Below are 26,223 nucleotides of genomic sequence, written 5' to 3'. Positions count from 1 at the left end.
GGGATGCAAGGCTGCAAACGCAAGCCCTATTTTTTGCGCTTGAAGTCCACTGCGACGACGTTCGACCCATCCTCGACCGGGGTCGCGACAGGGGGTTCGTCGTTTTCCGCCTCGTCATGCGGTTCGGGACCGTCGGGGTCCTCGGCGGCCTGAAAGCGCAGTTCGAAATTGACCGCGGGGTCGTGGAAGCCGGTGATCGCGGCGAACGGGATCGTCAGGATCGACGGGATCTGGTTGAAGCTGAGACCGACCGAGAAGCGGTGGTCGTCGACCTTGAGGTCCCAGAAGCGATGCTGGAGGACGATCGTCATCTCGTCCGGGAAGCGTTCGATCAGCCGGTCGGGGATGTCCACGCCGGGCGCGCGCGTCTTGAACGTGATGTAGAAATGGTGCGCGCCGGGCAGCGCACCGGTCGCGGCGACCTGATCCAGCACCCGGCCGACGACCGCGCGCAGGGCCTCCTGCACGATCTCGTCATAGGGAATCAAACTATCGGGTACATTGCCGGTCATATGCCCTGACCTAGCGACGCCAGCGGAGCGGTCAAGATTTGTTGCCACTCGCGAAAGTGCAGCGATGATTGCACGCGCCCGTGCAACCGCTATGGGGACGGCCATGCGTACCGCCACGATCAGCCGCAAGACCAGCGAGACTTCGGTCGATGTGACCGTGAATCTCGATGGCACCGGCAGCTACACGATCTCCACCGGGATCGGCTTTTTCGACCATATGCTCGAGCAGCTGTCGCGCCATTCGCTGATCGACCTCGACGTCAAGACGGTCGGCGACCTGCATATCGACCAGCATCACACGGTCGAGGACACCGGCCTTGCGATCGGCGAGGCGGTGGCCAAGGCGCTGGGCGACAAGCGCGGCATCCGCCGCTACGCCGATGCGCTGAGCCCGATGGACGAGACGCTGACCCGCGTCGCGCTCGACATTTCGGGGCGTCCCTTCCTGGTGTGGAAGACGCAGTTCAGCCAGAAGCGGCTGGGCGAGATGGACACCGAGATGTTCGAACACTGGTTCCACAGCTTCGCCCAGACCGCCGGGCTGACGCTGCATGTCGAAACGCTGTACGGCAGCAACAACCACCATATCGCCGAAGCCGCGTTCAAGGGCCTTGCCCGCGCGCTGCGTGAGGCGGTGGAGATCGACCCGCGCAAGGCGGACACGATCCCGAGCACCAAGGGGACGCTCTAGGCCATGGCCCGACTGTCCGCTGCGCCGGTCTGTGTCATCACCCTGACCTATGTCGCGCCGATCGAAGCGGTCGATGCGCAGATGGCGGCGCATGTCGCCTGGCTGGAAGCAGGATTCGAGGAAGGACTGCTGCTGATCGCGGGGCGTCAGGTGCCGCGCACCGGCGGCATCATCCTGTGCCGCGGCCACCGCGCCGAGGTGGAGGCCTTTGCCGCGACCGACCCGTTCGTGACCTCCGGCGTCGCGACCGCGGTCGTGACCGAGATGGCGGCGAGCTTCGCCGCCGACGCACTGGCGCCGTTGCTGTCATGACCATCGCGCTGATCGATTACGGCGCGGGCAATCTTCATTCGGTCCACAATGCGCTGAAAGCCGCCGGGGCGGTTGACGTCGCGGTTACCGCCGATCCCGAGGTGGTGGCGCAGGCCGACCGTATCGTCTTGCCCGGCGTCGGCGCGTTCGGGGCGTGTGCGGCGGGGCTGCGCGCGATCCCGGGCATGGTCGACGCGATGGAGCGCCGCGTGCTCGAACAGGGCGCGCCATTCCTGGGCGTGTGCGTCGGCATGCAGCTGCTGGCGACGCGCGGCGAGGAACATGGCAGCCATGATGGCCTGGGCTGGATGGACGGTGTGGTGCGCGAACTGCCGGCCGGGGACGTCCATGTCCCGCATATGGGCTGGAACGACGTGACCCCGCTATCGCCGCATGCGCTGATCGAGCCGGGCGAAGCCTATTTCCTGCACAGCTTTGCCTATTCGGGCAGCGGCGTGCTGGCGATCACCGACCATGGCGGCCCCGTCACCGCCGCGATCGGCCGCGACAATATCCTTGGGGTGCAGTTTCACCCCGAAAAGAGCCAGCGTTACGGGCTGGCGTTCCTCCAGCGTTTTCTAGGATGGAAGCCGTGATCGTTTTCCCTGCCATCGACCTCAAATCCGGGCAGGTCGTCCGTCTTGCCGAAGGCGATATGGCGCGCGCCACCGTCTATGGCGACGACCCTGCCGCGCAGGCTGGACTGTTCGCGCAGGCCGGGGCCGAGTGGCTGCACGTCGTCGATCTGGACGCAGCCTTTGCCGGTGAGTCGATCAACGGCGTCGCGGTCGCGGCGATCGTCGATCGCTTTCCGGGCAAGGTTCAGCTGGGCGGCGGCATCCGCAACCGTGCGTCGGTCGAGCGCTGGCTCGATCTGGGCGTGACCCGCGTGGTGATCGGCACTGCGGCGCTGGAGGACCCCGATTTCGTGCGCGAGAGCGCCAAGGCGCATCCGGGCCGCGTGGTCGTGGCGGTGGATGCGCGCGACGGCTTCGTCGCGACCAAGGGCTGGGCGGATGTGTCGACCGTGTCGATTGCCGAACTCGGCCATCGCTTCGAAGATGCCGGGGTCGCGGCACTGCTGTTCACCGATGTCGGCCGCGACGGGCTGCTCAAGGGCTGCAATGTCGAGGCGACGGTGGCGCTGGCGGCAGAGGTATCGATCCCGGTGATCGCCAGCGGCGGCGTTGCGGGGATCGAGGACATCCATGCGCTGGTCGGCAAGCCCGGCATCGAGGGCGTGATCACCGGGCGGGCGCTGTATGACGGGCGGCTCGACCTGGCCGAGGCGATCAGGGCGGCCGCATGACCGTTCGCGCGCGCGTCATTCCCTGCCTCGACGTCGCCGGGGGCCGCGTCGTCAAGGGCGTGAACTTCGTCGATCTGGTCGATGCCGGCGATCCGGTCGAGCAGGCGCGCGCCTATGACGCCGCCGGGGCGGACGAATTGTGCTTCCTCGACATTACCGCCAGCCACGAGGCGCGCGGCACGATCCTCGACGTCGTGCGCCGTACCGCCGAAGTGTGTTTCATGCCGCTGACCGTGGGCGGCGGCGTGCGCAGCGTCGAGGATGCCCGCGCGCTGCTGCTCGCCGGCGCGGACAAGGTCGCGGTCAACAGCGCGGCGGTCGCGCGGCCCGAGCTGGTCGCCGACATCGCGGAGAAGATGGGCAGCCAGTGCGTGGTCGCCTCGGTCGATGCGCGTCAAGTGGAGCCGGGCCGGTGGGAAGTCTTCACCCATGGCGGGCGCAAGCCGACCGGGATCGACGCGGTCGAGCATGCGCTCAACCTCGCGCGGCTTGGTGCGGGCGAGCTGCTCGTCACATCGATGGACCGCGACGGGACGCGCGATGGCTATGACCTCGCGCTGATCCGCACCATCGCCGACCAGGTGCGCGTGCCGGTGGTCGCATCGGGCGGCGTCGGCGGGCTTGCCGACCTGGTCGCCGGGATTGTCGAGGGGCGTGCCAGCGCCGTCCTCGCCGCATCGATCTTCCATTTCGGGCAGGCGAGCATCGCCGACGCGCATGCCGCGCTGGCGGGCGCGGGAATTCCGGTCCGCACCGTCGGTTAACTTGACAGTTACCGGTTGCGCACACGCAGCGTTAACCTTCCAGCCCCGCCGCTCCCGCGCATTCCGTACCACTGGCAGGCTTCTTGCTCCCTTCCCCGCAAACCACCGGGAACGGGAGAATCCCATGATACGCACCAGCCTTCGCATTGCCGCGCTCGCCGCCGCCATCGCCGCCGCACCGGCGCTCGCCTATGACGCGCCACCCAGCAGCTCGACCCCGCCGGGTTCGTCTTCGGGCGGCGGCACCGGATCGTCTGGCGGCAGCCCCACCTCGATCCCCGAGCCCGCAGCGATCGGTCTGTTTGCCCTCGGCATTGCGGGCGCTGCGATCATGCGCCGTCGCAAGCGCGAGGATTGATCATTCGCCGATGCGGCACCGGCCCGGTGAAATCGCGCCTCAACTTTTTGGCAGGGGTCGCGGATTATGGTCGAACCATGATCCGCGCCCTGCCCCTGATCCTGCTGACCGCCGCCCCCGCATTCGCCGCGCATGGCGGCGCGATCACCCGCCGGACGATGCCCGAATTGTCGGACCTCGCGCTCGCCGCGATGGCTGCGGGCGGGCTGTGGCTGGCCCAGCGCGCGATGCGGCGCCGCGCCCGCGCGCGCCGCGAGGGCGGTTCCCAGGATTGACACGGCCGCCGCGCTGACCGACTGCGCAGCCATGGCCGACGATATCCTCGCCACGCTCGAAACCGTGATCCGCGAACGCCGTTCGGGTGATCCGGCGTCCTCCTATGTCGCCAAGCTGACCGCCAAGGGCCGCGCCAAGATCGCGCAGAAGCTGGGCGAGGAAGCGGTCGAGGCCGCCATCGCCGCAGTGCAGGGCGACCGCGCCGGGCTGACCGGCGAAGCGGCGGACCTGATCTTCCATCTGCTCGTCCTGCTCGCCGACATGGACCTCAGCCTCGACGATGTCCGCGCCGAACTGGCGCGGCGCGAAGGCGTGTCGGGGATCGAGGAAAAGGCGAGCCGCAAGGAGAGTTGAGATGGCCGTGGACGCGACCCAGCCTTATGACGACAACAACATCTTCGCGAAGATCCTGCGCGGAGAGATTCCGGCCAGGCGCATCTATGAGGACGAGTACGCCCTCGCCTTTCCCGACATCGCCCCGGTCGCGCCGACGCATATCCTGGTGATCCCCAAGGGCGCCTATGTCAGCTGGGACGATTTCAGCGCGCGGGCGAGCGATGCAGAGATTGCGGGCTTCGTCCGCGCCGTCGGTAAGGTGGCGCGCGATGCGGGGCTCGTCGCGCCGGGCTTTCGCCTGCTCGCCAATGCCGGGGCCGACGCGCACCAGACGGTGGGGCATCTGCACGTCCACCTGTTTGCAGGGCGCAAGCTCGGGCCGATGCTGGTCGATAAGGCGACGGTCGACGCGATGCTGGCGCGGGGCGACGCGATCGGTTGAGGACCGCGACGTAACATCTGTAACAAAGCCGCAATTCGGGGATTGCACGCAAGTGAATTGCGGCTAGGCTCACGCGGCTTTCGTATCAGCGGCAACCGGTCACTCCGGCGTCGCCAAGGGGGAAACCTTCATCATGATATTTGGTCGCGTTAAGCCACTCGGCGCGATCCTGGCGACGGCGGAGAAGAAATCACTCCATCGCTCGCTCGGATGGTTCCAGCTTACCCTGTTCGGCATTGGTTGCGTCATCGGCACGGGCATTTTCGTGCTGACCGCAGCGGGTGCGCAAAAGGCCGGTCCCGGCCTGATGCTGGCCTTTGCCATCGCCGGGCTGATCTGCATCGTCGCGGCGCTCTGCTATGCCGAAATCGCGGCGATGATCCCGGTCGCGGGTTCCGCCTATACCTATACCTATGCGACGATGGGCGAGGTGCTCGCCTGGACCGTCGGCTGGGCACTGGTCCTTGAATATGCGGTCGCGGCCAGCGCCGTGTCGGTCGGGTGGTCCGGCTATTTCACAGGAACGATATTGAACGAGTTCCTGGGCGTACAGCTGCCCGCCTTCCTCTCCGGCGCACCGCTGGCGCTTGGCGGCGTTGAAGGGGGCTTCATCAACCTTCCCGCCGTTGTGATTGCGCTGCTCGTCACCTGGCTGCTGATGATCGGCACGACCGAGAGCGCGCGCGTGAACGCCATCCTGGTTGCGATCAAGGTGACCGCGCTGACCGCCTTCATCGTCCTGACCCTGCCGAGCGAGTATTTCTCGACCGACAAGTTCAACCCGTTCCTGCCGGCAGGCGTGTTCGGCGGCTTCGGATCGGGCCTGGGCGCGGTGGGCGCGGCGGCGACGATCTTCTTCGCCTATGTCGGCTTCGACGCGGTCTCGACCGCAGCTGAAGAGACCAAGAACCCGCAGCGCAACGTGCCGATCGGCCTGATCGGCTCGCTGCTGTTCTGCACCGTGTTTTACATTCTTGTCGCCGCAGGCGCGATTGGCACCGTCGGCGGTCAGCCGATCGTGGGTCCAAACGGTGTCCCCTTCCCCGCCGGTTCGGAGGAACTGGCGCGCCAGTGCGCCACCTATGCCGCCGATGCGCTGCCGTTGGTCTGCTCGAACGAGGCGCTGGCGCATGTGCTGCGTCAGATCGGCTGGTCGGGCGTGGGCAACATGCTGGGCATCGCCGCCTTCGTGGCGCTGCCGTCGGTCATCCTGATCCTGCTGTTCGGTCAGACCCGCGTGGCGTTCGTGATGAGCCGCGACGGCCTGCTCCCCGAATCGTGGAGCAAGGTGCACCCCAAGTGGAAGACCCCGCACATCATCACCGCCATCACGGGCGGTGCGGTCGCGGTTGCCGCGGCGTTCCTGCCAGTCGGCAAGCTGGCCGACATCGCCAATGCCGGCACGCTCTATGCGTTCATGATGGTCGCCATCGCGGTGATGATCCTGCGCAAGACCGCAGCCGACACGCCGCGCAAGTTCAAGACGCCGATGCTGTGGCTGATCGGACCGGCGACGATCGCGGGAACGATCTTCCTGTTCCTCAACCTGCCGCTGGAAGCCATGCTGGTGCTGCCGGTCTGGGCGGCCGTCGGTCTGGTGATCTACTTCCTCTACAGCCGCAGCCGCAGCCATCTGGGCAAGGGCATCGTGGAGAGCCACGAGGTCGAGGCGGTGACGGAAATCGAACCGCACACCCCCGGCACGCACTAAGCGCCGGGGCGACTGCCCGAAACAGAAAGGGCCGGGGTTTCCCCCGGCCCTTTTTTTGTTTCCAGCCCCTCCCGCCGTCGCGGGAGGGGGAAAGAAGATTAGCCGAACTTGGCGGCGATTTCCTTGAGGTCCGCCTCGGGCCGCGCGCCATAGTGGGAGATGATCTCCGCCGCGCAGGCCGCGCCAAGCTTGAGCGACGTCTCGACGTCCCAGCCCTGTGCCTGGCCGTACAGGAAGCCGGCGGCGAAGAGGTCGCCTGCGCCGGTGGTGTCGACCACCCGCTCGATCGGCTCGGCCGCGACGGCCACGCGGGCGCCGTTCTGGACCGCAATCGCGCCCTTTTCGCTGCGGGTGACGACAAGGGTCGGGACCTGCGCCGCGACCTTCTCAACCGCCGCGTCGAAATCCTCGAGCTGCGCGAGCGCAAGCAGCTCATTCTCGTTGGCGAACAGGATGTCGACCAAGCCCTCCGCGATCAGCGCGCGGAAATCGTCGCCGTGGCGGCTGATGCAGAACACGTCCGACAGGGTGAAGGCGACCTTGCGGCCGGCACCACGCGCGATATCGATCGCGGCGCGCATCGCCTGACGCGGTTCTTCCGGATCCCACAGATAGCCTTCGAGATACAGAATCGCGCCGCCCGCGATCAGGTCGCGGTCGAGCGCGGCTTCGGGCAGGAACTGCGACGCGCCGAGGAAGGTGTTCATCGTGCGCTGACCATCCGGCGTCACGAAGATCAGGCAGCGCGCGGTGGTCGGCTGGCCCGGGCGGACCGCGGTGCCGAAATCAACGCCGGCAGCGCGCAGGTCGTGGCCGAACACCTGACCCAGCTGATCGTCGGCGACCTGGCCGATAAAGGCGGTGCGGCTGCCGAGTGCGGCCATGCCGGCGACGGTGTTCGCCGCCGAACCGCCCGAAACTTCACGGCCCGGGCCCATCTTGGCATAGAGCGCGTCGGCTTCCTCGGGCGAGAACATGAGCTGCATCGAGCCCTTGGCGACGCCGATTTCTTCGATGAAGGCGTCTTCGGCCTGGGCCAGAATGTCGACAATGGCGTTGCCGATCGCGACGACGTCGTGGGTGGGTGTGGTCACTTGTGTCTCCGGGAAGTATATTCCGCGCGCCTATAGCGCCATCCGGCCCGGCGCAACTGCGTTGACTTGGCGGACATCGCCCCGCAACGATGTCCCGATGCTTCAGGCGCTGCTTCTTTCGATCGGCCAGTTGTTCGACAAACGCATCTTCGCGGTGTTCGCAAAGTCGATGCTGGTGACGCTGGCGATCTTCGCCGCCTTGGGCGCGGGGCTGTGGTTCGGCACGGAGCAGCTCGTCGCGCGCTATTTCGCCGCCAGCCAGAGCGTCGCGAGCCTCGCTGCGGCGACCGCCATCCTGGTCGCGCTGCTGGGCGCATGGCTGTTGTTCCGCGTCATCGCCATCGCGGTGATCGGGGTGTTCGCGGACGAGGTTGTGCACGCGGTCGAGGCGAAACATTATCCCGACCGCTTTGCCACCGCGCGTGACCTGAGCTTTGCCCGCTCCGCGGCGATGGGCCTGCGCTCCGCCGGGCGGGCGTTGCTGGTCAACCTGATCCTCTCGCCGCTCTATCTGGTCCTGCTGGTCACCGGTGTCGGCACGGCCATCGCCTTTTTCGTGGTCAACAGCTGGCTGCTCGGCCGTGACCTTGGCGACATGGTCGCGGTGCGGCACATGCCCGCGCAGGACCTGCCGCGCTGGCGGGCGAGCACGCGGCTGGCGCGATTTGCCACCGGGGCGGCGGGAACCGGATTGTTCTTCATCCCGTTCGCCAACCTGATCGCGCCGATCGTCGGCGCGGCGATGGCGACGCATATGTTCCACCGGAGAAAAACCAAGTGAGAGTGATTGCGGCACTGTCCGCCATAGTCCTGCTGTCCGCCTGTGGTGGCGGGGGCGTCATCCCGCCGCCCGGCCGCGCCGGGCCGGTGCCGGTGCCGCAACCGGGCATGGCCGCGCTGACCAGCGTGATCGGGGCGAGCGCCAGTGCATTGACCGCGCAGTTCGGTCGCCCGCTGCTCGACGTGACCGAAGGCAGCGCGCGCAAGTTGCAATTCGGCAACGGCACCTGTGTGCTCGACGCCTATCTCTACCCGCCCAAGTCCGGGCGCGGCGATCCGGTGGTCACCTTTGCCGAGACGCGCCAGCGCGACGGGTCGCCGATCGATCAGGCCAGCTGCGCGGCGGCGATCCGGGCGAGCCGGACGGGGCGGTAGTCCTGGCTTAAGAAGAAGACCCTCCCCAACCCCTCCCGCACGCGGGAGGGGCTTTAAGCGCGCACGCCCAGCAACACACGGCGCATGTCGCCGCGGGTGCTGATCGTCAGCCACAGCAGATAGGGGAGCAGGAAGCCGGCGCCGCCGAAAAAGGCGACCAGCGCGAGTGCGAGGCCGCCTGCCGAAAAGCCGCTGCGCCATGCGGTCCACAGCGCCGACAGGACGAGAAAGCACAGGAAATCAAGGTTGAATTGCCCCGGCCAGCCAAGCTTTGCCATGTCGCCGAAGAAGATGGGCAGCAGGTCGAGCCCGTGCCGCGCGATCACCACGCCGGTATAGCCCGCCAGCACCAGCCACAGTGCGATCAGCACCAGTTGAAACGCGCGCATCGCAACTTCCCTTATCCGCCGAGCTTCCTGAGCGCCCAGCCTGCCGCTTCGCTTACCACCGGATCGGGGTCGGTCACCAGTGCCGCGACCGCGGGGCGCAGCGCCGGATCGCCGCTATTGCCCGCCGCGATCAGGCAGTTTCGGACCATGCGGTCGCGCCCGATGCGCTTGATCGGGGAGCCGGAGAAGACTTCGCGGAATCCGACATCGTCGAGCGCGAGCAGATCGGCGAGTTCGGGCGCGGTTAGTTCGGCGCGCGGGGCGAAGGCGATGTTGCGCGCGGCGGCGGCCGCGAACTTGTTCCACGGACACACCGCGAGGCAATCGTCACAGCCATAGATTCGGTTGCCGATGCCTGCGCGAAACTCTTCCGGGATCGGCCCCTTATGCTCGATCGTCAGGTAGGAGATGCAGCGCCGCGCATCGAGCGTGTAGGGCGCGGGGAAGGCGTCGGTCGGGCAGGCGCGCTGGCACGCGTCGCACGATCCGCAGCGGTCGCGGCCGGGGGCGTCAGGTGCCAGATCGAGCGTGGTGTAGATCGCGCCGAGGAACAGCCAGCTGCCATGGCTGCGGCTGACGAGATTGGTGTGCTTGCCCTGCCAGCCGAGGCCGGCGGCTTCGGCCAGTGGCTTTTCCATCACCGGGGCGGTGTCGACGAATACCTTGAGATCGCAGCCGGCCTCCTGCGCCAGCCAGCGGCCGAGTGCTTTCAGCGCCTTCTTCACGACGTCGTGATAGTCCGCGCCCTGCGCGTAGACCGAGATGCGTCCCCGGTCCCCCTCCCCCGCCAGTGCGAGTGGGTCGAGCGCCGGGGCGTAGCTCATGCCGAGCGCGATCACGCTGCGCACCTCCGGCCACAGCCCGGCGGGGCTTTCGCGGTGGTGCGCGCGCTCCTCCATCCAGATCATGTCGCCATGACGGCCCTGTTCGAGCCACTCGCGCAGCCGCTTGCCTGCCAAAGGCGCCGCATCCGCCGAAGCGTATCCGCAAGCGGCAAAGCCCAGCTCCGCCGCCTTTTCGCGAATCCGATCCTCCAGTGCCTTGCGCTCATGCATCACCCCCCGCTACCACGGTAAGCCAAGCGAGGGGATTCCAGTTGCATCACGAATTGGCGGTCACCGCCCAAGGCCTCGTCAAACGCTTCGGCGATCGCCGCGTCGTCGATGGCGTCGATATCGCGGTGCCCAAGGGCATGATCTATGGCGTGCTCGGCCCCAACGGCGCGGGCAAGACCACGACGCTGCGCATGCTGCTCGGCATCATCGAACCCGATGAGGGCGAGCGCACCATGCTGGGCAGCGACCGCCCGCGCGAGATGAGCGACCGGGTCGGTTACCTGCCCGAAGAACGCGGCCTGTATCCGAGCATGAAGGCGACGCATGCGATTGCGTTCATGGGCGCGCTGCGCGGGCTGGACTGGAAGATCGGGCGCAAGCGCGCGGTGGAACTGATGGAGGCGGCGGGGCTGGGCCATGCCACTGACCAGAAGATCCGCAAATTGTCCAAGGGCATGGCGCAGCTGGTCCAGCTGTTGGGATCGGTGGTGCATCAACCCGATTTGCTGGTGCTCGACGAACCCTTTTCGGGCCTCGACCCGGTCAATCAGGAGCGGCTGGAAAAGCTGATCCTAGCCGAGCGCGATCGCGGCGCGACGATCCTGTTTTCCACGCATGTGATGGCGCATGCCGAGCGGCTGTGCGACCGGCTGACGATCATCGCTGGCGGCAAGGTGCGGTTCGAGGGCAGCATGGCCGATGCGCGCGGGACATTGCCGCACAAGGCGCATTATGTGCCGCACAAGTCCGACGCGGGCATCGCTGCGCTGCTTCCAGCCGACGCGATTTCCGACAACGACGGCGGCTGGCGCTTCACCCTTCCCGACGAGGGGATCGAGGCGTTGCTGGTGCGGCTGATCGACGCGGGATACGGCATTTCGGGCCTGTCGATCGAACGACCGTCGCTGCACGACGTGTTCGTCAAGATCGTCGGCGCCCAGGCACTGGAAGAGGCAGCAGCGGCATGAACGGCTTTTCCCGACTGGTGCGCCAGACAATGACGATCGCGCGCCGCGATTTCGTGGCGACGGTGTTCACCCCCACCTTCCTGCTGTTCCTGCTCGCGCCGCTCTTGATGCTGGGATTCGCCACGGTGGGTGGGCTGGGTGCTCAGAAGATGGCGATGAGCAGCGATTCGAAATCGCGCATCGTGTTCATCGCCGGCGGCGAACAGGCGCGCACCGTGGTCGCGATGGACAAGCAGTTGCGCCGCATGTTTTCGCTCGCCAGCCAGCCCGCCGACCTGATCGTCGAAGCGCCCAGCGCCAATCCGCGCGCGCAGGCCAAGGCGCTGATCGATCGCAAGGGGATCGATACCTATGCGGTTCTGTACGGTCCGCTCGAGCGGCCGCAGATTCTGCATGTCGAAGCCGCCCCGCGATCGGCCGAATATCTCGCCGAACTGGCGAACCAGGTGCTGCGCGCCGAGCGCGCCGGCACCGACGCGCCGCTGAGCGAAGCGACCAAGACCGTCATTTCGCGGACCACGACGTCATCGAGCGGGCAGGGTCAGGCGGCGTTCTTCACCGTGTTCGCGCTGTTCATCGTCTCGCTGATGCTGGCGGGGCAAGTGGTCGGCACGATGGCGGAGGAGCGGTCGAACAAGGTGATCGAGATCCTCGCCGCCGCCGTGCCGCTGGAAAGCGTGTTCTTCGGCAAGCTGCTTGGCATGTTCGGCGTGGCGTTGCTGTTCCTGCTGTTCTGGGGAACGGTGGTGATCAACCTCGGCGCCAATGCCGCCAGCGTGATGCCGCCGCGCCTCGCCGCCGGGCTTTCGGATATCGGCCCGGCGGTCGGGCTCGTCCCCTATGGCCTGTTGTTCCTCGCCTATTTCGTGATGGCGTACATGCTGCTGGGCGCGGTCTTCCTGGGGCTGGGTGCGCAGGCGGCGACGCAGCGCGAGCTGCAGATGATGTCGCTGCCGATCACGATCTTTCAGGTCGCGATGTTCGGCGTTGCGTCGGCTGCGGCAGCGAGCCCGGATAGCTGGGTCGCAACTGCGGCGGAGCTGTTCCCGTTCAGCTCGCCCTTTGCGATGGCGGCGCGCGCGGCCAACTCGCCCGAATTGTGGCGGCATGTCGCGGCGCTGGCCTGGCAGGCCCTGTGGGTGATCATCACCGTGACGATCGCGGCGCGGCTGTTCCGGCGCGGGGTGCTGCAATCGGGGAGCCCGAAGATCCGGCGCAAGAAGGTGGCGGCGGCCTGAATGATCCTCCCCTGGCGGGGGAGAATTTGGCAGAACCCCACTATTGACATTCCTGTAAGTTAATTCACTCTCCCGGAAAGACAGAATCCGGGAGAGTATCGCCATGGCCACCCTTGCGCCCGAAACCGTGCCCACCGTCGATCCGCTCGACGTCACCCGGGCGGAACTCTACCGCGACGACACCTGGCACGAACCGTTCCGCCAGCTGCGCGCCGAGGCGCCGGTGTACAAGTGCGAGGAGAGCGGGTTCGGGCCCTATTGGTCGATCTCGACCTACAAGCCGATCGTCGAGGTCGAATCGCTGCCCGAACTCTATTCGTCCGAAGCGGGCGGGATCGTCGTGGCCGACCTGATGCCCGAAGACATCCGGATGCCGATGTTCATCGCGATGGACCGGCCCAAGCATACCGGCCAGCGCCGCACCGTCGCCCCCGCCTTCACGCCCAGCGAGATGCTGCGCATGACCGGCGACATCCGCCAGCGCACCGCCGAAATCCTCGATGGCCTGCCGATCGGCGAGACGTTCGATTGGGTCGACCGCGTGTCGATCGAGCTGACGACGCAGATGCTGGCGCTGTTGTTCGACTTTCCGTGGGAGGAGCGGCGCAAGCTGACCTATTGGTCCGATTGGGCCGGGGATATCGAAATCGCCAAGGATCCAGTGAAGAAGGAGCAGCGGCGCGAGATCCTGTTCCAATGTGCGGCGGAGTTCGGCGCGCTGTGGAACAGCAAGGTCGGCAAGGAGCCGACGCCCGATCTGATCTCGATGATGATCCATTCCGACGCGATGAAGGAGATGGATCAGTTCGAGTTCCTCGGGAACCTGATCCTGCTGATCGTCGGTGGCAACGATACGACGCGCAATTCGATGAGCGCCTATGCCTGGGCGCTGGAGCAATTCCCCGACCAGCGCGCGAAGCTGGAGGCCGATCCGTCGCTGATCGCCAATGCGACGCAGGAGATCATCCGCTGGCAGACGCCACTGGCGCATATGCGGCGCACCGCGACTGCCGACGCCGAGCTGATGGGGCAGCAGATCAAGGCGGGCGACAAGCTGGTGCTATGGTATCTGTCGGCCAATCGCGACGAAAGCGTGTTCGAGCGGCCGGACGAGATCATCGTCGACCGCGCCAATGCGCGGCGGCATCTGGCGTTCGGCCATGGCATCCACCGCTGCGTCGGTGCGCGGCTGGCGGAGTTGCAGATCGGCGTGCTGATGGAGGAAATGGCGAAGCGGCGGCTGCGCCCGAACGTCGTCGCGGAGCCCGAGCGGGTCGCGGCGTGCTTCGTCCATGGCTACAAGGCGATGCCGGTGGAGCTTAGCCGCTACTGACGCACGCGTCGGATGCGGAGTGACTGGCGGCGGGGCGCTTGCGGCCCAGTGTCCAATTGCCCTGCATCCGCACCAGCGGGTTGGGCGCGCACCAGATCTCGCCACTTTCGTCGAGCGCGGTGACCCAGATCAAATTATGCTCCGGCCCATAGTCGATGACGGCGAAGGCATAGCCCTTGCCCTTGTCAATGACCTGGACCGGGATTGGTGGGTCAAGTTGTTGAAATGCCATGTGTCACCCGCATCTGCCCCCGCCGGTGCATGAAAGCCGGGAGACGGCGTTGGTTCCGGGCGCGCCGGGCGACGCGGTGAAACCATTTCGCGGTCCGCACCGTATCTATGGCTGAGGAGAAGCAGGATGCGCGTTCATCGTCGTCAATTCATCGGGGTCGTGGGTACGGCGATGATCGTCGGGTGCAGTTCGGATACGAGCGAGGCGGCGGCGCAGAAGTTCGAGTTCACGCTGACCGATGCCGAATGGCGCAAGCGGCTGACCCCGGCGCAATATCGCATCCTGCGCCAGGAAGGCACCGAGCGTCCCTGGACCAGCCCGCTCAACAAGGAAAAGCGCGCCGGCATCTATGCCTGCGCCGGGTGCGGGCTGCCGCTCTATGCGTCGAAAACCAAGTTCGAGAGCGGCACCGGCTGGCCGAGCTTCTGGCAGCCGCTGAACAATGCGGTGCGGACCAGGTCCGATTTCTCGCTGGGGATGGCGCGGACCGAGGTGATCTGTCGCCGCTGTGGCGGCCATCTGGGCCATGTGTTCGATGACGGGCCGCCGCCGACCGGCAAGCGGCATTGCATCAACGGGCTGGCGCTGAATTTCCGGCCAGCCTGACGCTTATTTCTGGAGCGAGGTTTCGATCCCGAACAGCGAGAGGTCGATCTGCGCGACGGTCTCTCCGGTGAAGGGCGTTGCGTCGTTGCGCGGTGCGCCCTTGGCGTAGATGAAGCCGTTGACCGGATAGGTCGAGGTGCCGAGGCCGTTGTTCGACGCGAACCATACCTTCACGCGGCTCCAGTCGCCCGCTTCCGACACGTCGACTGCAATCACGTCCTTCTCGACGCCGCCGCGACGCGACCAGTTGGCGTGGGTGAGCAACACCTGGCGGTCGCTCAACACCTTCGACACCATCGCGACATGGCCGAGGCGCATCTTCTGGGTCGGAGCGAACGACATCACCGCGCCTTCGACCGGGGCGTCGCCACGGGCATAGCGGCCCTCCGCCTGCGCCCACCAGGTGTGAGCATTGCCATAGATTTCGACGCCGGAGATCATGCGGGCATAGGGGGCGCACTGCCAGAACTGGGCCTGGGCCGGCGTGGCGATCGTCGCCAGGCAAAGCGCGGCCATCAGCGCGAAACGCGCTTTCAGCGTCTGAAACATGGTGGAAAACCCCTTCCCCGATTTCTTAGGATGGGGATTGGCAGGGCGGTCGCGGGCTGACCACCCCCCGAACCTGTATATCCGATGAATCGTTTCGTCGGGGCGATGACTTGCGGAACAGCCCGTGTTGCGACGCAGCAGATGCATCAGGGTGAATACCTAGCCCCCCCGAATTCGCCCTGCGCGTGACCAGTCCCGTCCAATCCGGCCTAATGTGAAGGAGCCGATCAACCACAATGCGATCGGTCGCGATGTTACGGAGGCGGAGCATTTTGTTGCGCCAAAGCCGCACCGCGCGATCGTTTCAACAGTGGCTAACTCGGTTCGCCGCAGCCATGTTGCGTTGCAACGGATGCTGTGATGACATGCTTAACGCGCGACGACGCAGCATTATCGCGGCGTTAACCATGCGGGGAGCATGATCGCGGAGTGGGCAATTGAGTGGGGTGGGAGTGTAGGAGATGAGTGCACGGAGCAAGCCGGCCGAAGGGGCCATGACCCTGGCCGAGATGAAGGAATTTGCGGGGTTTGCCGCAGCGACGCAGCGCTATATCCGCCGCGCGCTCGACATCGGCCTCGACCGCGACGACGCACTGGAGCGCTGGTCGCGCGACGTGGTCGAAGCGGCCAGCATCCGTGCCCAGGCGCATATCTATGACCGCCTTCCCGAGATTCGCGCGCTGATCCCCGACGATACCGGTCTCGATGCGATGGAACCGTTCCTCGCACCGCTGATCACCGTCACCGCTTTCGACCTGTCGCAGGGACGGCTGACCAGCTTTTCGGCCTATCGCTTCCTCTATGAGCGGTTGATCAGTGCGGAAGTGCGCCCGTGGCTCCCCGCCGCCTTTTGCGGAGCGGCCGCGCTGCCGCATCTGCACCCGGACCTGCGCCGCAAGCTGCTCCAGTCGATCAGCGAAGCGGCGGCGACCGCATCGGGCTGGTCGAACCGCCAGCCAGCCTTTTACCCGCAATGGGTGGAGAAGGTTGAGGCGGGGGCGCTGCCGAATTGAGATATCGAGCGGGCTTGCCCTAGCGGCAGGCCCGCCACCCCATCGCACCGCGCTCGGCCTGATCGAAATGGAAATGGTCGCGATGGGCTTCGTTATAGTCCGGGGACAGCACGGTCGCGAACAGGTCGCACCCGCCGTCGCGCACCGCGCGTAGGAATTGCGCCTTCTTCCCCTCCCCTGCCCAGTCTCCGATCAGGGTGATGCGCGTGCCGTCGGCCAGCCGGAAGGCGGCGATATCGACGGCGTCGGCGGTGGCGTGCTCGCTCCAGCTGGCGCCCTCGCGATTATACATGCGGCGGCAATTGTAGCTGCCGAAATGCTCGATCTCGGCGACGCGCTGGCCGAAGATGCGCTGGGCTGCGGGCTGGACGACTTCCCATTCCCACACCGTCAGCCCCGCCGCGACCGGGCAGGATACGCCGAGATCGGCGGGCGCAAATCCGATGCGGCGCGCGCCCCCCTTCGTAAAGCGCACCGCGTCGGTATAGCCGCAGCCCTCACCCTCCGTCCGCGCGGGGAGCGCGGTGTAACGGATCCCGGCCTTATCGAGCGCAGCGCGGCAGGCGGGGAAATCGTCGGTCAGCGCGGTCAGCTTACGCCCGGTGAACATGCCGACCGGCTGCGACAGGTCGAGCTTGGTCCAGGGCAGATCCTGGGGCCGGTTGCGCAGCATCGCATAGACGAGCAGCGCCAGCGTCAGCAGCAACGCCGCGATGACGATCGCGCCGACAGAGGTGCGCAGCGCCTTCATGCCCGCAGCGCGGCGCCCAGCGGTTGCGCGGTGACCGGATAGCCCAGCCCTTCGGGAATGCAGAGATGGTCCACGCCGTCGCGCACCTCGATCCAGGGGGTGATGGTCTCGATCGGATGCGCCCGCGCATCGGCGACCGCATCGTCGAAGCTGTTGAACAGCGCCAGCCGCTCAAGGTTGCGGCGCGTCGGAAAGATCATCCGCACCCGGCCCGCGTCGGCGGCGGCGAGCGTGTCGCGCGCGCTCGACCAGAACAGCAGGCTATTCTCATTGCCGTCCACCGCCGGATCGGGCGCGCCCTCGGGCCAGCGGGCGAGGTAGAAGCGCGTGTCGAAGATGCGATGCGCGACACCCCGATGCGGCATCCAGCGGGCGAAGGAAACGAGCGCGGCGGGATCGAACCTGGCTCCCGCGATCACCTCCGCGAACGGCATGCCGTCATAGAGCGCGCGCCGCGCGGCGGGCAGGTCGGGCAGGTCGACGCCGATCGCGACCCCCGCCTCCTCGATGGTTTCGCGCACCGCCGCCACCCGCGCGGCGAGGTCGTCGGGGTCGCCGTCGAGCGTCGCGGCAAAGGCGCGGTCGCCCGCGTCAACTCTGCCGCCGGGAAACACCACCGCCCCACCCGCAAAGCGCATTGCCGCCGAGCGTTCGAGCATCAGCAGCTCGGGCGGGCCGTCGCTCCGCTGGCGGAACACGACGAGCGTCGCGGCAGGGATGGGGGTGAGGTCTTCGGGCATTGGGGACGGGTGTATGGGGAGTGGGGCGGATGGGCAATGTGTGGTGGTTACGCCGCGACTAAGCCCTTTCGCCACCCCCGCGAAAGCGGGGGGCCATCTCCTATAGGGTCGGCACATTGCGCCGTTGCGATCCGAGGATAGTCCGGGAGATGGGCCCCCGCGTTCGCGGGGGTGACGGCTTAGTGCGTAACGACAAGTGTCTCGGCGATCTGCGTATTGCGGCGTCGATACGCTTAGTGACCAATTAGCGCGCGCCATTGCGGACGTTCGCCGCTCTCCCCTAGTGTGGTTATATGAGCGACCCGGTAAACGCATGGAAACAGACTGGGCGTGTCTACCTGTGGCGATACCCCCAACACCTCACGAAGCGTCAGGGCTGGCACTTTACGGCTGAAGACGAGGCCTGCGACAGCTTGACCCAGCTCGTCGAGGCGATGCGACGCGTCGCCGAGACTAGACGGCGAACAATTGCGATCACCAAACCTACACAGCCGATCTGGGGAGTTCCAAATTTTGGAGAGCCGACGAAGGAAGCGCTTGGGCCACTCACGCTAGTTTACGATCCGCTCTTTCCGGATCTGAGATTGGTCGAGGAAGATGACCGCCTTTTGCTCCGCGTCGGGAGCGAGCGCATAGACGACCTTCTCACTGGGCTGCGAGACGTGCGACGGGGCGAAGGCGACTACGCATATTGGGCAAACGATAAGAACACAGCACCTCCGCTATGGTTCTGGTGGATGCCCTGGAGCGGGAGCCAGTACCCACCGAAGACCTGTTGCCGCCCCCCTAAATCAAGACCGCCTGCTCCCCGCCCGCCCGCTCCCTCGGCGCCGTGCGGAACGCTGCGGCGTGGTCCACCAGCGGAATGTCCGGTCGCCGCCCCCGGAACAGCTCCTCGACCGTCAGGATCTGCATCCGCGCATAGCTCCGCCCGGTCGCCTCGCTATGGAATCGCCCCAACGCCGCCGCTTCGCGCAGCATCGGGGCGGAGGGGGGCGAGCGGGTGAGGATCACGCCGATCGGGGCGCGTTCGCGCTCCATTGCGGAGTGGAGGTCGCGCACCACGCCGACGCCGACGCGCTCGCCGCTCTTGACCGACACCAGCGCCCGCGCGGTCTGGCGGCGTTCGGGGCGGAAATAGATGATGCCGTCGATCCCGCCATCCGCGCCCTTGCGCCGCCCGCCAAACGGCACCGCGTCGATCATCGCCACCGCCCACCATTGGAACTGATAGGGGTCGCGCCGGGCGAGATCGGCAGCGGCGGCGCAGTCGCGCGGCGTCCCCTCGACCCGCAACGCTACGCCGGGAAAGGCGGCGCGCATCCGCTTTTCAATCAGGCCGATCGCGAGGTGGGTGACGTCGATCCCGGCCCAGCGCCGCCCGAGCTTTTCCGCCGCATGCACCGCGGTGCCGCAGCCGCAGAACGGATCGAGCACCAGATCGCCGGGGTCGGACGATGCGGCGATGATCCGCTCGAGCAGCGCGATCGGCTTTTGCGTCGGGTAACCCAGCCGCTCCTGCGCCTGCGAATTGAGCGCGGGGATGTCGGTCCACAGCGCCTGCACCGGCGATCCGCGCGCTTCGTCGAGATAGCGTTTGAGCCGGATGCCGCCGGTGCGGGTAAAGTGCAGTCGCCCCTCCCGGTCCAGCCGCTCCATCGTCTCGACCGGCATGCGCCAGTAAGAGGTCACACCCTTGTACGCGTAGCTGTAGCCGCCGCCCGACAGACCCTTGGCGGTCAGATTGTCGTCCATCCACAGCCGCCCGTCAGGATCGCGGTTGCGGGAGCGCGCGGCGTACTCGGCTTCATAGGGGGTGAAGAGCGGGTTCCAGCGCGGCTTCGCGCCCTTTGAATAGAACAGGATCGTGTCGGTGTTGCGCCCATAGCGCCCGCCATCGCTATGCGCCGCGGTGCGCTTCCACGTAATCTCGTTGCGGAAGCGCTCGGCGCCGAACACCGCGTCGAGCAACAGTTTGAGGTAATGGCTCGCGGTCGGGTCGCAGTGGAGATAGAGGCTGCCCTCCGCCTTGAGCACGCGGTGCAGTTCGATCAGGCGGATCGCCATCATCGCGAGATAGGCCATCATGTCGTTGGTGCCGAGCGCGCTGCGGAAGGCGGCAAGCAGGTCGAACGCCTTGCTGTGCCCGCTCTGCATCACCTGATCGAAGGCATCCTCCGCCGCGTCGTTCCAGTGCCAGCTGTCCTCGAACGCCTGAACCTGTGCGTCGGCGTCGCTGCCGGTCGGTGAGCGGAACAGGATATTGTAGCTGGCGTTCGAGTTGAACGGCGGGTCGAGATAGACGAGATCGACGCAACCGTCCGGGAAATGCGCCCGCATCACATCGAGATTGTCCCCGTAGAACAGGGAGTTGGCAACGTTCACCCGCTCCTCCCACCGCGCCATGCGGTTCGGGAACATTAGCGGAACATGCACGCTTCGGGGCGATGATCCCATCCGTTGCGGACCCAATTGCTGCGGCTGCAGCTTAGGGCGGTGGTGCTTATCTCGACGAACGGAGATGCGTCGGGAATGGGGCGAGATCGCCCCAGCTTTGGATCGGTTGCGTTACGATCGCGGCGGCGCGGTGGACTCACGCACGGTCAGCGAAGGGGTTACGACGACAGGCGTGTCGTGCGCCGCGCGGCAGGCGCGCGCGCCGATGATCAGCTCGACCGCGCGTGCGGTGACCGCGGCGATCGGCTGTTCGACCGCGGTCAGCGGCGGGTGTGAGAAGCGCACCACCGGGGTGTCGTCGAAGCTGACCACCGAGAGGTCGTGCGGCACCGACAGGCCGCGGGCGCGCGCCACCTCCAGCGTCGCCAGCGCCATCTGGTCGTTGCTGGCGATGATCGCGGTCGCCCCGGCGTCGATCAGCTGCGGCGCGCAGTCACGGCCGGATTCGATGCTGAAATCGCCTTGCGCCAGCATGCCTTCAGTCGACAGCCCTGCCTCGTCCATCGCCGCGCGCCAGCCATCGACGCGCCAGCCGCTGAGTTCATATTCGAGGGACCCGGCGATGAAGCCGATCCGCGTGTGACCCAGTTCGACCAGGTGCCGCGTCGCCATCGCCGCCGCCAGATCGTCGCCCATGGTCAACCGGAACCCCGGCCCCGGCGCCAGCGAGCCGATCCGCGCCAGATCGATCCCCGCCGCGTCGAGCAGCGCGATGATCTCCGCATTGGCCGAGTGCGGCGGAGTCAGCAGCACGCCGTCGGGCTGGAGCGCGGCGATCGCGGCGGACAGCTCGCGCTCGATATGGTCGCTATGCGTGTCGACCAGCTCGACGATCAGGCGGTAGCCATGTTCGGCGCAGGTGAGCATCCCGCCGAGCAGCATCTGATCGACCCAGTCGGTGCCCTCGCGCGACTTCCACCCCTGGATCGTCCGCTCGCGGTCGTTGAGCGCCATGATCAGGTAGGAGCGCGACCCGCTCATCCGCTGCGCCGCGATCGACGGGACATAGCCGAGCTTGGCGATCGATTCCCGCACCCGCGCCATCATTTCGGGCCGGACATTCGGCTCCTTGTTGATGACGCGGCTTACCGTCTGCAGCGAGACCCCGGCGTCCGCTGCGACATGCTTGATCGTGACTGCCTGCTTGCGTCGTGCCATGCGTGGATCAGGCTGCCTGCGGTTCGGCCGCACCGCAATAGCGCGCGACATAATCGGCATGGGCGGGCAGACCCGCGACCGTGCGGCTGACGTCCTGGCGGATCATGCCGAGCAGGCGGTCGAGCTCATCGTCGGTCAGCTTGCCCGAGACCGGGTGCCATGACTGGGGTTCGATCCCCTGCCCCAGCATCACCTGCACCCAGCTATTCTCCGCGAACAGCTCCTCGTTGCGGCGGAAGACCCGGGCGGTGTCGCGGAACAGTTCGATCTTCTGCGCGAGGCTGTCCGGCACCTCCATCGCGGCGCATTGCCGCCAGAAGGGCGAGTCGCGGCGGTCGGTGACCTTGTAGTGCAGGATCAGGAAGTCGCGGATCTGTTCCATGTCCTGGAACTGCTGGTCGTTGAACTCGGCGATGTCGCGCGGGCTGATCGCGCCCTGCGGCATCATCCGGATCAGGCGCAGGATCGCGCGCTGGATCAGGTGGATCGAGGTGGATTCGAGCGGCTCCATGAACCCGCCCGACAGGCCGATCGCGACGCAGTTGCGGTGCCATTGCTTGCGCCGCGCGCCGGTCTGGAAGCGGATCTTGTTAGGCGGGGTCAGCGGCTCGCCCTCGAGATTGCCGAGCAGGCGTTCGAGCGCGGCGTCATGGTCGAGATAGCGGCTGCAATAGACGATGCCGTTGCCGGTGCGGTGCTGCAGCGGGATGCGCCATTGCCAGCCGGCGTCATGCGCCATCGCGCGGGTATAGGGGACCGGCGGGCGGACATTGGGCGTCTGCAACGCGATCGCGCTGTCGCAGGGCAACCAGTGGGTCCAGTCGTCGTAACCGGCGTGCAGCGCGCCTTCGATCAGCAGCGCGCGAAAGCCGGTGCAGTCGAGGAACAGGTCGCCCTCGACCCGGCGGCCACCGTCCAGCTCCAGCGCGGCAATGTCGCCGCTTTCGCCATCCAGCGCGACGCGGGCGATCTTGCCCTCGATCCGGGTGACGCCGTCCCCCTCGGCCATCTGGCGCAGGAAGCGGGCGTAGAGGCCCGAATCGAGCTGATAGGCGTAATTGACCTTGTTGTCGGGCAGCTGCGCGAACTTGCTCTGCAGCGCGGCGGCCAGCTCCAGGCAGTAATGGTCATAGGACTGGGTGTGCCCGCGCGCGCGACCTTCGAGCCAGTAATGCTGGAACCCCGCGGCCCAATGGTCCTTTCCGGTATAGCCGAAGCTGTGGAAATAGCGGTCGCCCGGCTGCTTCCAATTGTCGAACAGGATGCCCAGCTTGAACGTCGCCTGGGTGGCGCGCATGAACTCGGCCTCGTTGATGCCGAGCAGGCGGTTGTAGGTAACGAGCGGGGGGATGGTGGATTCGCCAACGCCGACCGTTCCGATCGCCTCGGATTCCACCAGAGTGACCGCGACGGTGTGGCCCATGGTGCGCGCCAGCGCGGCGGCGGCCATCCATCCGGCGGTGCCGCCCCCGGCGACGACAATGCGCTTGATCATGGGAGTCCTCATCGGCTGAGCTGCCGCAGCAGGAAGGTACGGATGCGCGACGCGGTTTCGGGCGTCAGGGGCGCGAGGATGCTGCGCCCGCCTTCCGGGATATGCGCGGTGACGGCTTCGTCATTGGAAAACACATAATGGTCGAACAGGTCGCGCCAATGCGCTTTTTGCGCCGGCGGCAGATCGCGGATCGCAAGCAGCGCGTGGTTAAGCGCATCCTGCGGCTGGCCGAGCCATGCGGGCGTTTCGCGCCACCAATAGTTCAGCAGGATGTTGAACGGCTCCAGCCCCTCGACATGGTGATACCACATCGACGGGATGTGCAGCGCGTCGCCCGGCTCGAGCTCGACCACCTGTGCATGCGCCAGCGCTTCGCGGAATTTCGGATGCGCGGCGAAGTCGGGATTGCGAAAATCGACCATGCTGACCGCGCGTCCGGCGGGCGTGTTGTCGAGCGGGCCGAGATAGAGGTTGCGGAACTGTTCGGGGGGAAACAGCGTGAAGCGGCGGCGCCCGGCGGCGACGCAGGCGAGGTTCGCCGGCATGTCGTTATGCGCCGCGATGCGCGTGCGCGTGCCGATCCAGATGCTGGCAAGGCATTGCCGATCACCCAGATCGACATGGTTCGCCTCGTGCAGCCCCTGGAAAAAGTCATGCACGTCGATCGAGGCGAGATAGATTGGCGGCGCGGCGGGATCGCCCTCGGTCTCGTCGATCTTGGCGAAAATCTCCGGCAGCTTGGCACGCACCGTCGCGAAGTTCATGCCCATCGCCGCATCGTAGAACAGGCGCCCGTCGCTACCCGGCTGGCCAACCGAAACGGTAAAACGCGTATCGCGGCGGCGGCGCAGCAGATAGTCGCGCGCGGCGCGACCCGATTCCAGCCCGGCCTGCACCAGCGGCCAGTCGCGCATAAGCCCGCGCACCACGAACGGCGCGGTGGCGGCGCGCAGCTGTGCGTCGAGCGCGGCGGTATCGGCCACCGCGACCTCGGGCACCGCCGCCAGGCCCGCCAGGGCGCCCGGATCGGCCTCAGCCATCGGCGATCTGCCGGTTCTTGCGGTCGACCAGCGCCGCGATGTTGCCGATCGACGCGACCGCCATGAACAGCGGCATCAAATGCCCCTCGCCATGCAGGTCGCCCAGCGCCGCGGCGTCGAGGCCGCGCAGCCGGTCTTCGTTGACGGCGTGGAAACCCACCAGCCGATGGGTGGAGCCATCGTCCAGCGTGATTTCGAACGTCAGCGGTTCGAGCAAATCGTGGCGGCGCAGTGCGGCGTAGAAGCTGGCAGCCCCCTGCCACCCGGCATCGAGCGCGCCCAGTTGCTCGGCGACGGTTTCGAGATAGGGGCTGGGGCGACCAAATTCGTCGAACACCCGCACGCCTTCACCGGCGGCGATGCGCGGGCTGGCAAGATCGACGCACACCTGCTTCGCCGCGTCGCTTTCGGGCGCGCCGCCGATCAGAAAAGGCTGGATGTCGATCGCCAGCGGAACATAGCCCGCGTCCCAGCGATCCCCCGCAAGGAACAGGTTCTCGCCTTCCTCAAACCCGAACAGCGCCACGGCCACCACCTCGTCGCGTTCGATATTGCGGCGGAACAGAATCGGGTAATGCGCCTGCACCTGGCGAAACTCATCGGGCACGGTCACGCACGACATGACCGCATCGCCATAGCTTGCGCCGCGATCGCGATGGACGCGCAGATCGGCATGGGCTTCGGGTGTCAGCAGCTGATGGTCGGTCATAGGGTCTCCAGCGCCCTGCGTGGCGCGGCGGTGCGCAACGCGTCAAGATAGGCGCGGTTGGTGGGAAGGCTGGCGGCGAGCGCACGGCCGCGCTGCGCCGTCTGGGCCATGGCGCGGATCGCCGCATCGGGATCGACCGCGACCGGGCCGGGCGGCGGCGCGGAATGGCCCATGCCATAGAGGACATATTGGTAGCTGGCGGCGGGAAAGATTTCGTCCACCGCCGGAAAATCGGCGATCGACGGCGGCTGGTGGCGCCACAGCGTAAGCAGCTCGCTCAGCCGATCCGGGATCGAGGCCGGGTCGCGATGTGCGCGCCAATAAGGCTGGTCGCGGCGGCTGAGCACATAATGGAGCTTGAGGAACTCGACGATGCGGTCCCAGCGATAGCGGAAAAGCGCGTTGAAGCGGCGCGCCTGAATGTCCATCGCCGCGCGGTCGGCGGGGAAGCCGTCGATCAGCGCGTTGATGGACAATTCAATCAATACGATCGCCGATGCCTCAAGCGGCTCGAGAAAGCCTGCCGAGAGCCCGATCGCGACGCAATTGCGCTTCCAGAACTCGGCACGATGGCCGGAGCGGAAGCGCAGTGCGCGTGCGCCGAGATCGCCGGGATCGCGGCCGAGATAGCGCGCCAGCGCCCCCGCAGCAGCATCGTCATCGATAAAGGCGGAGGAATAGACGCAGCCCACGCCGCGCCGGGTGGGCAGGCCGATGTCCCAGATCCAGCCCGCGTCATGCGCGGTCGCGTCGGTCTGTGACCGGATCGGGCTGTCGGGATCGACCGGCACCTGCACCGCCAGCGCGCGATCGTTGAACAGCACGTCGCCGCGATCGACGAACGGCACGCCGAAATGCCGGTCGATCAGCAGCGCGGCATGGCCGGTGCAGTCGATGAACAGGTCGCCCGCAATCGCCCCCTGCTCCCGCGTCTGCACCGCGCGCAGATCGCCCGCAGTGTCGGCATCGACCCCGGTGACATGCGCGCGCACATGCTGCACGCCAAGCTTCTCCACCCCATGCTGCGCCAGCAGCGCCGCAAGCTTCGCCGCGTCGAGGTGATAGGCATAGTTGAGCGCACCGGCATAGCCCGACATCGCCCGCTGGCGCGGGGCGAGGTCGAGGTCGCAGATGCGCGGCTGAACCGACACGGCGGGCGCGAACGCCTGATCCCCGGCGGCATCGTGCCAGCCACGCACCAGCGCGCGGGCGTCCGGATCGACCGGCGGGGTGAAGGGGTGGTAATAGCTGTCGTCCGGCGCACCGCTGGCCCAGCCGATAAAGCGCGAACCCTGTTTGAACGACGCATCGCAGGCGCGCAGGAACTCCGCCTCGTCAAGCCCGATCGCCTGCAGCGTGCGACGCATCGTCGGCCAGGTACCCTCGCCCACGCCGATCGTCGCGACATCGGGGGATTCGACCAGGGTAATGGATGCGCCGGGCACGCGCGCGGCGAGCAGGCATGCCGATAGCCATCCGGCGGTTCCCCCACCGACGACGACGATCCGGACCGTTTCCTGCTCCACCGTG

Annotated in this window: 31 protein-coding genes; 17 read left to right on the top strand and 14 right to left on the bottom strand. The window is 66.9% G+C overall.

The features are described 5' to 3' along the window. Positions 1 to 26: 26 nt before the first annotated feature. Entirely contained in the window at positions 27 to 512 is a 486-nt protein-coding gene (locus tag ACO05N_RS08480) for an SspB family protein (protein WP_422056677.1), read from the bottom strand. A 103-nt stretch (positions 513 to 615) separates the two neighbouring features. Between ACO05N_RS08480 and hisB the strand changes: the two genes are divergently transcribed. From hisB to ACO05N_RS08430, 10 genes are all read left to right on the top strand, one after another. Then, positions 616 to 1,203, top strand: coding sequence for an imidazoleglycerol-phosphate dehydratase HisB (hisB, locus tag ACO05N_RS08475; protein ID WP_422056676.1), 588 nt, complete (start codon positions 616 to 618; stop codon positions 1,201 to 1,203). Between the two features lie 3 nt (positions 1,204 to 1,206). Continuing rightward, entirely contained in the window at positions 1,207 to 1,515 is a 309-nt protein-coding gene (locus ACO05N_RS08470; RefSeq protein ID WP_422056675.1) for a YciI family protein, read from the top strand. After that, entirely contained in the window at positions 1,512 to 2,111 is a 600-nt protein-coding gene (hisH, locus tag ACO05N_RS08465) for an imidazole glycerol phosphate synthase subunit HisH (RefSeq protein ID WP_422056674.1), read from the top strand. Before ACO05N_RS08470 ends, hisH begins: the two co-directional genes overlap by 4 nt. Then, positions 2,099 to 2,824, top strand: coding sequence for a 1-(5-phosphoribosyl)-5-[(5-phosphoribosylamino)methylideneamino]imidazole-4-carboxamide isomerase (hisA, locus tag ACO05N_RS08460; RefSeq protein ID WP_422056673.1), 726 nt, complete (start codon positions 2,099 to 2,101; stop codon positions 2,822 to 2,824). Before hisH ends, hisA begins: the two co-directional genes overlap by 13 nt. Continuing rightward, positions 2,821 to 3,588: an imidazole glycerol phosphate synthase subunit HisF gene (hisF, locus tag ACO05N_RS08455; protein ID WP_422056672.1), complete on the top strand. Its 768-nt coding sequence runs from the start codon at positions 2,821 to 2,823 to the stop codon at positions 3,586 to 3,588. Before hisA ends, hisF begins: the two co-directional genes overlap by 4 nt. Positions 3,589 to 3,712: 124 nt before the next feature. Further along, on the top strand, positions 3,713 to 3,946 hold the full coding sequence (locus ACO05N_RS08450; protein ID WP_422056671.1) for a PEP-CTERM sorting domain-containing protein: 234 nt from the start codon (positions 3,713 to 3,715) through the stop codon (positions 3,944 to 3,946). Positions 3,947 to 4,023: 77 nt separating this feature from the next. After that, positions 4,024 to 4,221, top strand: a complete 198-nt coding sequence (locus ACO05N_RS08445; RefSeq protein WP_422056670.1) for a hypothetical protein — start codon at positions 4,024 to 4,026, stop codon at positions 4,219 to 4,221. A 31-nt stretch (positions 4,222 to 4,252) separates the two neighbouring features. After that, positions 4,253 to 4,576 carry a phosphoribosyl-ATP diphosphatase gene (locus ACO05N_RS08440; RefSeq protein WP_422056669.1) on the top strand — a complete coding sequence of 108 codons (324 nt, stop codon included), beginning with the start codon at positions 4,253 to 4,255 and terminating at the stop codon, positions 4,574 to 4,576. Position 4,577: 1 nt separating this feature from the next. Next, the gene (locus ACO05N_RS08435) at positions 4,578 to 5,000 is read left to right on the top strand and encodes a histidine triad nucleotide-binding protein (RefSeq protein WP_422056668.1); all 423 of its coding nucleotides are present in this window, start codon (positions 4,578 to 4,580) and stop codon (positions 4,998 to 5,000) included. 133 nt (positions 5,001 to 5,133) lie between these two features. Continuing rightward, a complete protein-coding gene (locus ACO05N_RS08430) occupies positions 5,134 to 6,711 on the top strand; it encodes an amino acid permease (RefSeq protein WP_422056667.1) in 1,578 nt (525 codons plus the stop codon). A 98-nt stretch (positions 6,712 to 6,809) separates the two neighbouring features. Here ACO05N_RS08430 and ACO05N_RS08425 read toward each other — a convergent pair whose 3' ends face one another. Further along, positions 6,810 to 7,805, bottom strand: coding sequence for an adenosine kinase (locus tag ACO05N_RS08425; RefSeq protein ID WP_422056666.1), 996 nt, complete (start codon positions 7,803 to 7,805; stop codon positions 6,810 to 6,812). Positions 7,806 to 7,902: 97 nt separating this feature from the next. On the opposite strand from ACO05N_RS08425, the gene ACO05N_RS08420 reads away from it, so the two are divergent. Then, the gene (locus ACO05N_RS08420) at positions 7,903 to 8,586 is read left to right on the top strand and encodes an EI24 domain-containing protein (RefSeq protein WP_422056665.1); all 684 of its coding nucleotides are present in this window, start codon (positions 7,903 to 7,905) and stop codon (positions 8,584 to 8,586) included. Next, positions 8,583 to 8,960 (top strand): hypothetical protein, encoded by a 378-nt coding sequence (locus ACO05N_RS08415; RefSeq protein WP_422056664.1) that lies wholly within the window; start codon positions 8,583 to 8,585, stop codon positions 8,958 to 8,960. Before ACO05N_RS08420 ends, ACO05N_RS08415 begins: the two co-directional genes overlap by 4 nt. A gap of 53 nt (positions 8,961 to 9,013) precedes the next feature. Here ACO05N_RS08415 and ACO05N_RS08410 read toward each other — a convergent pair whose 3' ends face one another. Together ACO05N_RS08410 and queG are read right to left on the bottom strand one after the other, a co-directional pair. Further along, on the bottom strand, positions 9,014 to 9,349 hold the full coding sequence (locus tag ACO05N_RS08410; protein ID WP_422056663.1) for a hypothetical protein: 336 nt from the start codon (positions 9,347 to 9,349) through the stop codon (positions 9,014 to 9,016). An 11-nt stretch (positions 9,350 to 9,360) separates the two neighbouring features. Then, on the bottom strand, positions 9,361 to 10,404 hold the full coding sequence (queG, locus tag ACO05N_RS08405) for a tRNA epoxyqueuosine(34) reductase QueG (protein WP_422056662.1): 1,044 nt from the start codon (positions 10,402 to 10,404) through the stop codon (positions 9,361 to 9,363). A 41-nt stretch (positions 10,405 to 10,445) separates the two neighbouring features. Between queG and ACO05N_RS08400 the strand changes: the two genes are divergently transcribed. The 3 genes from ACO05N_RS08400 to ACO05N_RS08390 all read left to right on the top strand — a co-directional run bounded on the left by ACO05N_RS08400 (position 10,446) and on the right by ACO05N_RS08390 (position 13,943). Then, the gene (locus tag ACO05N_RS08400; protein ID WP_422056661.1) at positions 10,446 to 11,372 is read left to right on the top strand and encodes an ABC transporter ATP-binding protein; all 927 of its coding nucleotides are present in this window, start codon (positions 10,446 to 10,448) and stop codon (positions 11,370 to 11,372) included. After that, positions 11,369 to 12,610, top strand: coding sequence for an ABC transporter permease (locus ACO05N_RS08395; protein ID WP_422056660.1), 1,242 nt, complete (start codon positions 11,369 to 11,371; stop codon positions 12,608 to 12,610). The genes ACO05N_RS08400 and ACO05N_RS08395 overlap by 4 nt, the downstream gene beginning before the upstream one ends. Positions 12,611 to 12,713: 103 nt before the next feature. Next, a complete protein-coding gene (locus tag ACO05N_RS08390; protein ID WP_422056659.1) occupies positions 12,714 to 13,943 on the top strand; it encodes a cytochrome P450 in 1,230 nt (409 codons plus the stop codon). Here the strand turns inward: ACO05N_RS08390 and ACO05N_RS08385 are convergent. Beyond that, entirely contained in the window at positions 13,930 to 14,175 is a 246-nt protein-coding gene (locus ACO05N_RS08385) for a hypothetical protein (protein ID WP_422056658.1), read from the bottom strand. The genes ACO05N_RS08390 and ACO05N_RS08385 overlap by 14 nt on opposite strands. Before the next feature lie 126 nt (positions 14,176 to 14,301). Between ACO05N_RS08385 and msrB the strand changes: the two genes are divergently transcribed. Next, on the top strand, positions 14,302 to 14,781 hold the full coding sequence (msrB, locus tag ACO05N_RS08380) for a peptide-methionine (R)-S-oxide reductase MsrB (protein WP_422056657.1): 480 nt from the start codon (positions 14,302 to 14,304) through the stop codon (positions 14,779 to 14,781). A 3-nt stretch (positions 14,782 to 14,784) separates the two neighbouring features. Here msrB and ACO05N_RS08375 read toward each other — a convergent pair whose 3' ends face one another. Next, entirely contained in the window at positions 14,785 to 15,330 is a 546-nt protein-coding gene (locus ACO05N_RS08375; protein WP_422056656.1) for a CHAP domain-containing protein, read from the bottom strand. A 461-nt stretch (positions 15,331 to 15,791) separates the two neighbouring features. Between ACO05N_RS08375 and ACO05N_RS08370 the strand changes: the two genes are divergently transcribed. After that, positions 15,792 to 16,343, top strand: a complete 552-nt coding sequence (locus tag ACO05N_RS08370) for a hypothetical protein (RefSeq protein ID WP_422056655.1) — start codon at positions 15,792 to 15,794, stop codon at positions 16,341 to 16,343. 19 nt (positions 16,344 to 16,362) lie between these two features. On the opposite strand, the gene ACO05N_RS08365 is transcribed toward ACO05N_RS08370, so the two are convergent. The 8 genes from ACO05N_RS08365 to ACO05N_RS08330 form a co-directional block, all read right to left on the bottom strand. Next, positions 16,363 to 17,094: an extensin family protein gene (locus tag ACO05N_RS08365; protein ID WP_422056654.1), complete on the bottom strand. Its 732-nt coding sequence runs from the start codon at positions 17,092 to 17,094 to the stop codon at positions 16,363 to 16,365. Further along, the gene (locus tag ACO05N_RS08360; protein WP_422056653.1) at positions 17,091 to 17,834 is read right to left on the bottom strand and encodes an NUDIX hydrolase; all 744 of its coding nucleotides are present in this window, start codon (positions 17,832 to 17,834) and stop codon (positions 17,091 to 17,093) included. The genes ACO05N_RS08365 and ACO05N_RS08360 overlap by 4 nt, the downstream gene beginning before the upstream one ends. A gap of 786 nt (positions 17,835 to 18,620) precedes the next feature. Continuing rightward, the gene (locus ACO05N_RS08355) at positions 18,621 to 20,255 is read right to left on the bottom strand and encodes a DNA methyltransferase (protein ID WP_422056652.1); all 1,635 of its coding nucleotides are present in this window, start codon (positions 20,253 to 20,255) and stop codon (positions 18,621 to 18,623) included. Between the two features lie 147 nt (positions 20,256 to 20,402). Next, positions 20,403 to 21,449, bottom strand: a complete 1,047-nt coding sequence (locus tag ACO05N_RS08350) for a LacI family DNA-binding transcriptional regulator (protein WP_422056651.1) — start codon at positions 21,447 to 21,449, stop codon at positions 20,403 to 20,405. Between the two features lie 7 nt (positions 21,450 to 21,456). After that, a complete protein-coding gene (locus tag ACO05N_RS08345) occupies positions 21,457 to 22,944 on the bottom strand; it encodes a tryptophan halogenase family protein (protein WP_422056650.1) in 1,488 nt (495 codons plus the stop codon). A gap of 8 nt (positions 22,945 to 22,952) precedes the next feature. Then, a complete protein-coding gene (locus ACO05N_RS08340; protein WP_422056649.1) occupies positions 22,953 to 23,984 on the bottom strand; it encodes a cupin-like domain-containing protein in 1,032 nt (343 codons plus the stop codon). Then, positions 23,977 to 24,693 carry a SapC family protein gene (locus tag ACO05N_RS08335; protein ID WP_422056648.1) on the bottom strand — a complete coding sequence of 239 codons (717 nt, stop codon included), beginning with the start codon at positions 24,691 to 24,693 and terminating at the stop codon, positions 23,977 to 23,979. The genes ACO05N_RS08340 and ACO05N_RS08335 overlap by 8 nt, the downstream gene beginning before the upstream one ends. Beyond that, positions 24,690 to 26,219, bottom strand: coding sequence for a tryptophan halogenase family protein (locus ACO05N_RS08330; RefSeq protein WP_422056647.1), 1,530 nt, complete (start codon positions 26,217 to 26,219; stop codon positions 24,690 to 24,692). The genes ACO05N_RS08335 and ACO05N_RS08330 overlap by 4 nt, the downstream gene beginning before the upstream one ends. Positions 26,220 to 26,223 lie beyond the last annotated feature (4 nt).

It is taken from the genome of Sphingomonas sp. (genome assembly GCF_965227385.1).
Classification (GTDB): Bacteria; Pseudomonadota; Alphaproteobacteria; order Sphingomonadales; family Sphingomonadaceae; genus Sphingomonas.
Note: the sequence above shows the minus strand (reverse complement) of the source record. Positions and strands in the feature narration are given on the sequence as shown.

Coding starts and splice junctions, on each gene's coding strand:
- ACO05N_RS08480 (WP_422056677.1), bottom strand. CDS start 512: ATGACCGGCAATGTACCCGATAGTTTGATTCCCTATGACGAGATCGTG.
- hisB (WP_422056676.1), top strand. CDS start 616: ATGCGTACCGCCACGATCAGCCGCAAGACCAGCGAGACTTCGGTCGAT.
- ACO05N_RS08470 (WP_422056675.1), top strand. CDS start 1,207: ATGGCCCGACTGTCCGCTGCGCCGGTCTGTGTCATCACCCTGACCTAT.
- hisH (WP_422056674.1), top strand. CDS start 1,512: ATGACCATCGCGCTGATCGATTACGGCGCGGGCAATCTTCATTCGGTC.
- hisA (WP_422056673.1), top strand. CDS start 2,099: ATGGAAGCCGTGATCGTTTTCCCTGCCATCGACCTCAAATCCGGGCAG.
- hisF (WP_422056672.1), top strand. CDS start 2,821: ATGACCGTTCGCGCGCGCGTCATTCCCTGCCTCGACGTCGCCGGGGGC.
- ACO05N_RS08450 (WP_422056671.1), top strand. CDS start 3,713: ATGATACGCACCAGCCTTCGCATTGCCGCGCTCGCCGCCGCCATCGCC.
- ACO05N_RS08445 (WP_422056670.1), top strand. CDS start 4,024: ATGATCCGCGCCCTGCCCCTGATCCTGCTGACCGCCGCCCCCGCATTC.
- ACO05N_RS08440 (WP_422056669.1), top strand. CDS start 4,253: ATGGCCGACGATATCCTCGCCACGCTCGAAACCGTGATCCGCGAACGC.
- ACO05N_RS08435 (WP_422056668.1), top strand. CDS start 4,578: ATGGCCGTGGACGCGACCCAGCCTTATGACGACAACAACATCTTCGCG.
- ACO05N_RS08430 (WP_422056667.1), top strand. CDS start 5,134: ATGATATTTGGTCGCGTTAAGCCACTCGGCGCGATCCTGGCGACGGCG.
- ACO05N_RS08420 (WP_422056665.1), top strand. CDS start 7,903: ATGCTTCAGGCGCTGCTTCTTTCGATCGGCCAGTTGTTCGACAAACGC.
- ACO05N_RS08410 (WP_422056663.1), bottom strand. CDS start 9,349: ATGCGCGCGTTTCAACTGGTGCTGATCGCACTGTGGCTGGTGCTGGCG.
- queG (WP_422056662.1), bottom strand. CDS start 10,404: ATGCATGAGCGCAAGGCACTGGAGGATCGGATTCGCGAAAAGGCGGCG.
- ACO05N_RS08395 (WP_422056660.1), top strand. CDS start 11,369: ATGAACGGCTTTTCCCGACTGGTGCGCCAGACAATGACGATCGCGCGC.
- ACO05N_RS08390 (WP_422056659.1), top strand. CDS start 12,714: ATGGCCACCCTTGCGCCCGAAACCGTGCCCACCGTCGATCCGCTCGAC.
- ACO05N_RS08385 (WP_422056658.1), bottom strand. CDS start 14,175: ATGGCATTTCAACAACTTGACCCACCAATCCCGGTCCAGGTCATTGAC.
- msrB (WP_422056657.1), top strand. CDS start 14,302: ATGCGCGTTCATCGTCGTCAATTCATCGGGGTCGTGGGTACGGCGATG.
- ACO05N_RS08375 (WP_422056656.1), bottom strand. CDS start 15,330: ATGTTTCAGACGCTGAAAGCGCGTTTCGCGCTGATGGCCGCGCTTTGC.
- ACO05N_RS08370 (WP_422056655.1), top strand. CDS start 15,792: ATGAGTGCACGGAGCAAGCCGGCCGAAGGGGCCATGACCCTGGCCGAG.
- ACO05N_RS08365 (WP_422056654.1), bottom strand. CDS start 17,094: ATGAAGGCGCTGCGCACCTCTGTCGGCGCGATCGTCATCGCGGCGTTG.
- ACO05N_RS08360 (WP_422056653.1), bottom strand. CDS start 17,834: ATGCCCGAAGACCTCACCCCCATCCCTGCCGCGACGCTCGTCGTGTTC.
- ACO05N_RS08355 (WP_422056652.1), bottom strand. CDS start 20,255: ATGTTCCCGAACCGCATGGCGCGGTGGGAGGAGCGGGTGAACGTTGCC.
- ACO05N_RS08350 (WP_422056651.1), bottom strand. CDS start 21,449: ATGGCACGACGCAAGCAGGCAGTCACGATCAAGCATGTCGCAGCGGAC.
- ACO05N_RS08345 (WP_422056650.1), bottom strand. CDS start 22,944: ATGATCAAGCGCATTGTCGTCGCCGGGGGCGGCACCGCCGGATGGATG.
- ACO05N_RS08340 (WP_422056649.1), bottom strand. CDS start 23,984: ATGGCTGAGGCCGATCCGGGCGCCCTGGCGGGCCTGGCGGCGGTGCCC.
- ACO05N_RS08335 (WP_422056648.1), bottom strand. CDS start 24,693: ATGACCGACCATCAGCTGCTGACACCCGAAGCCCATGCCGATCTGCGC.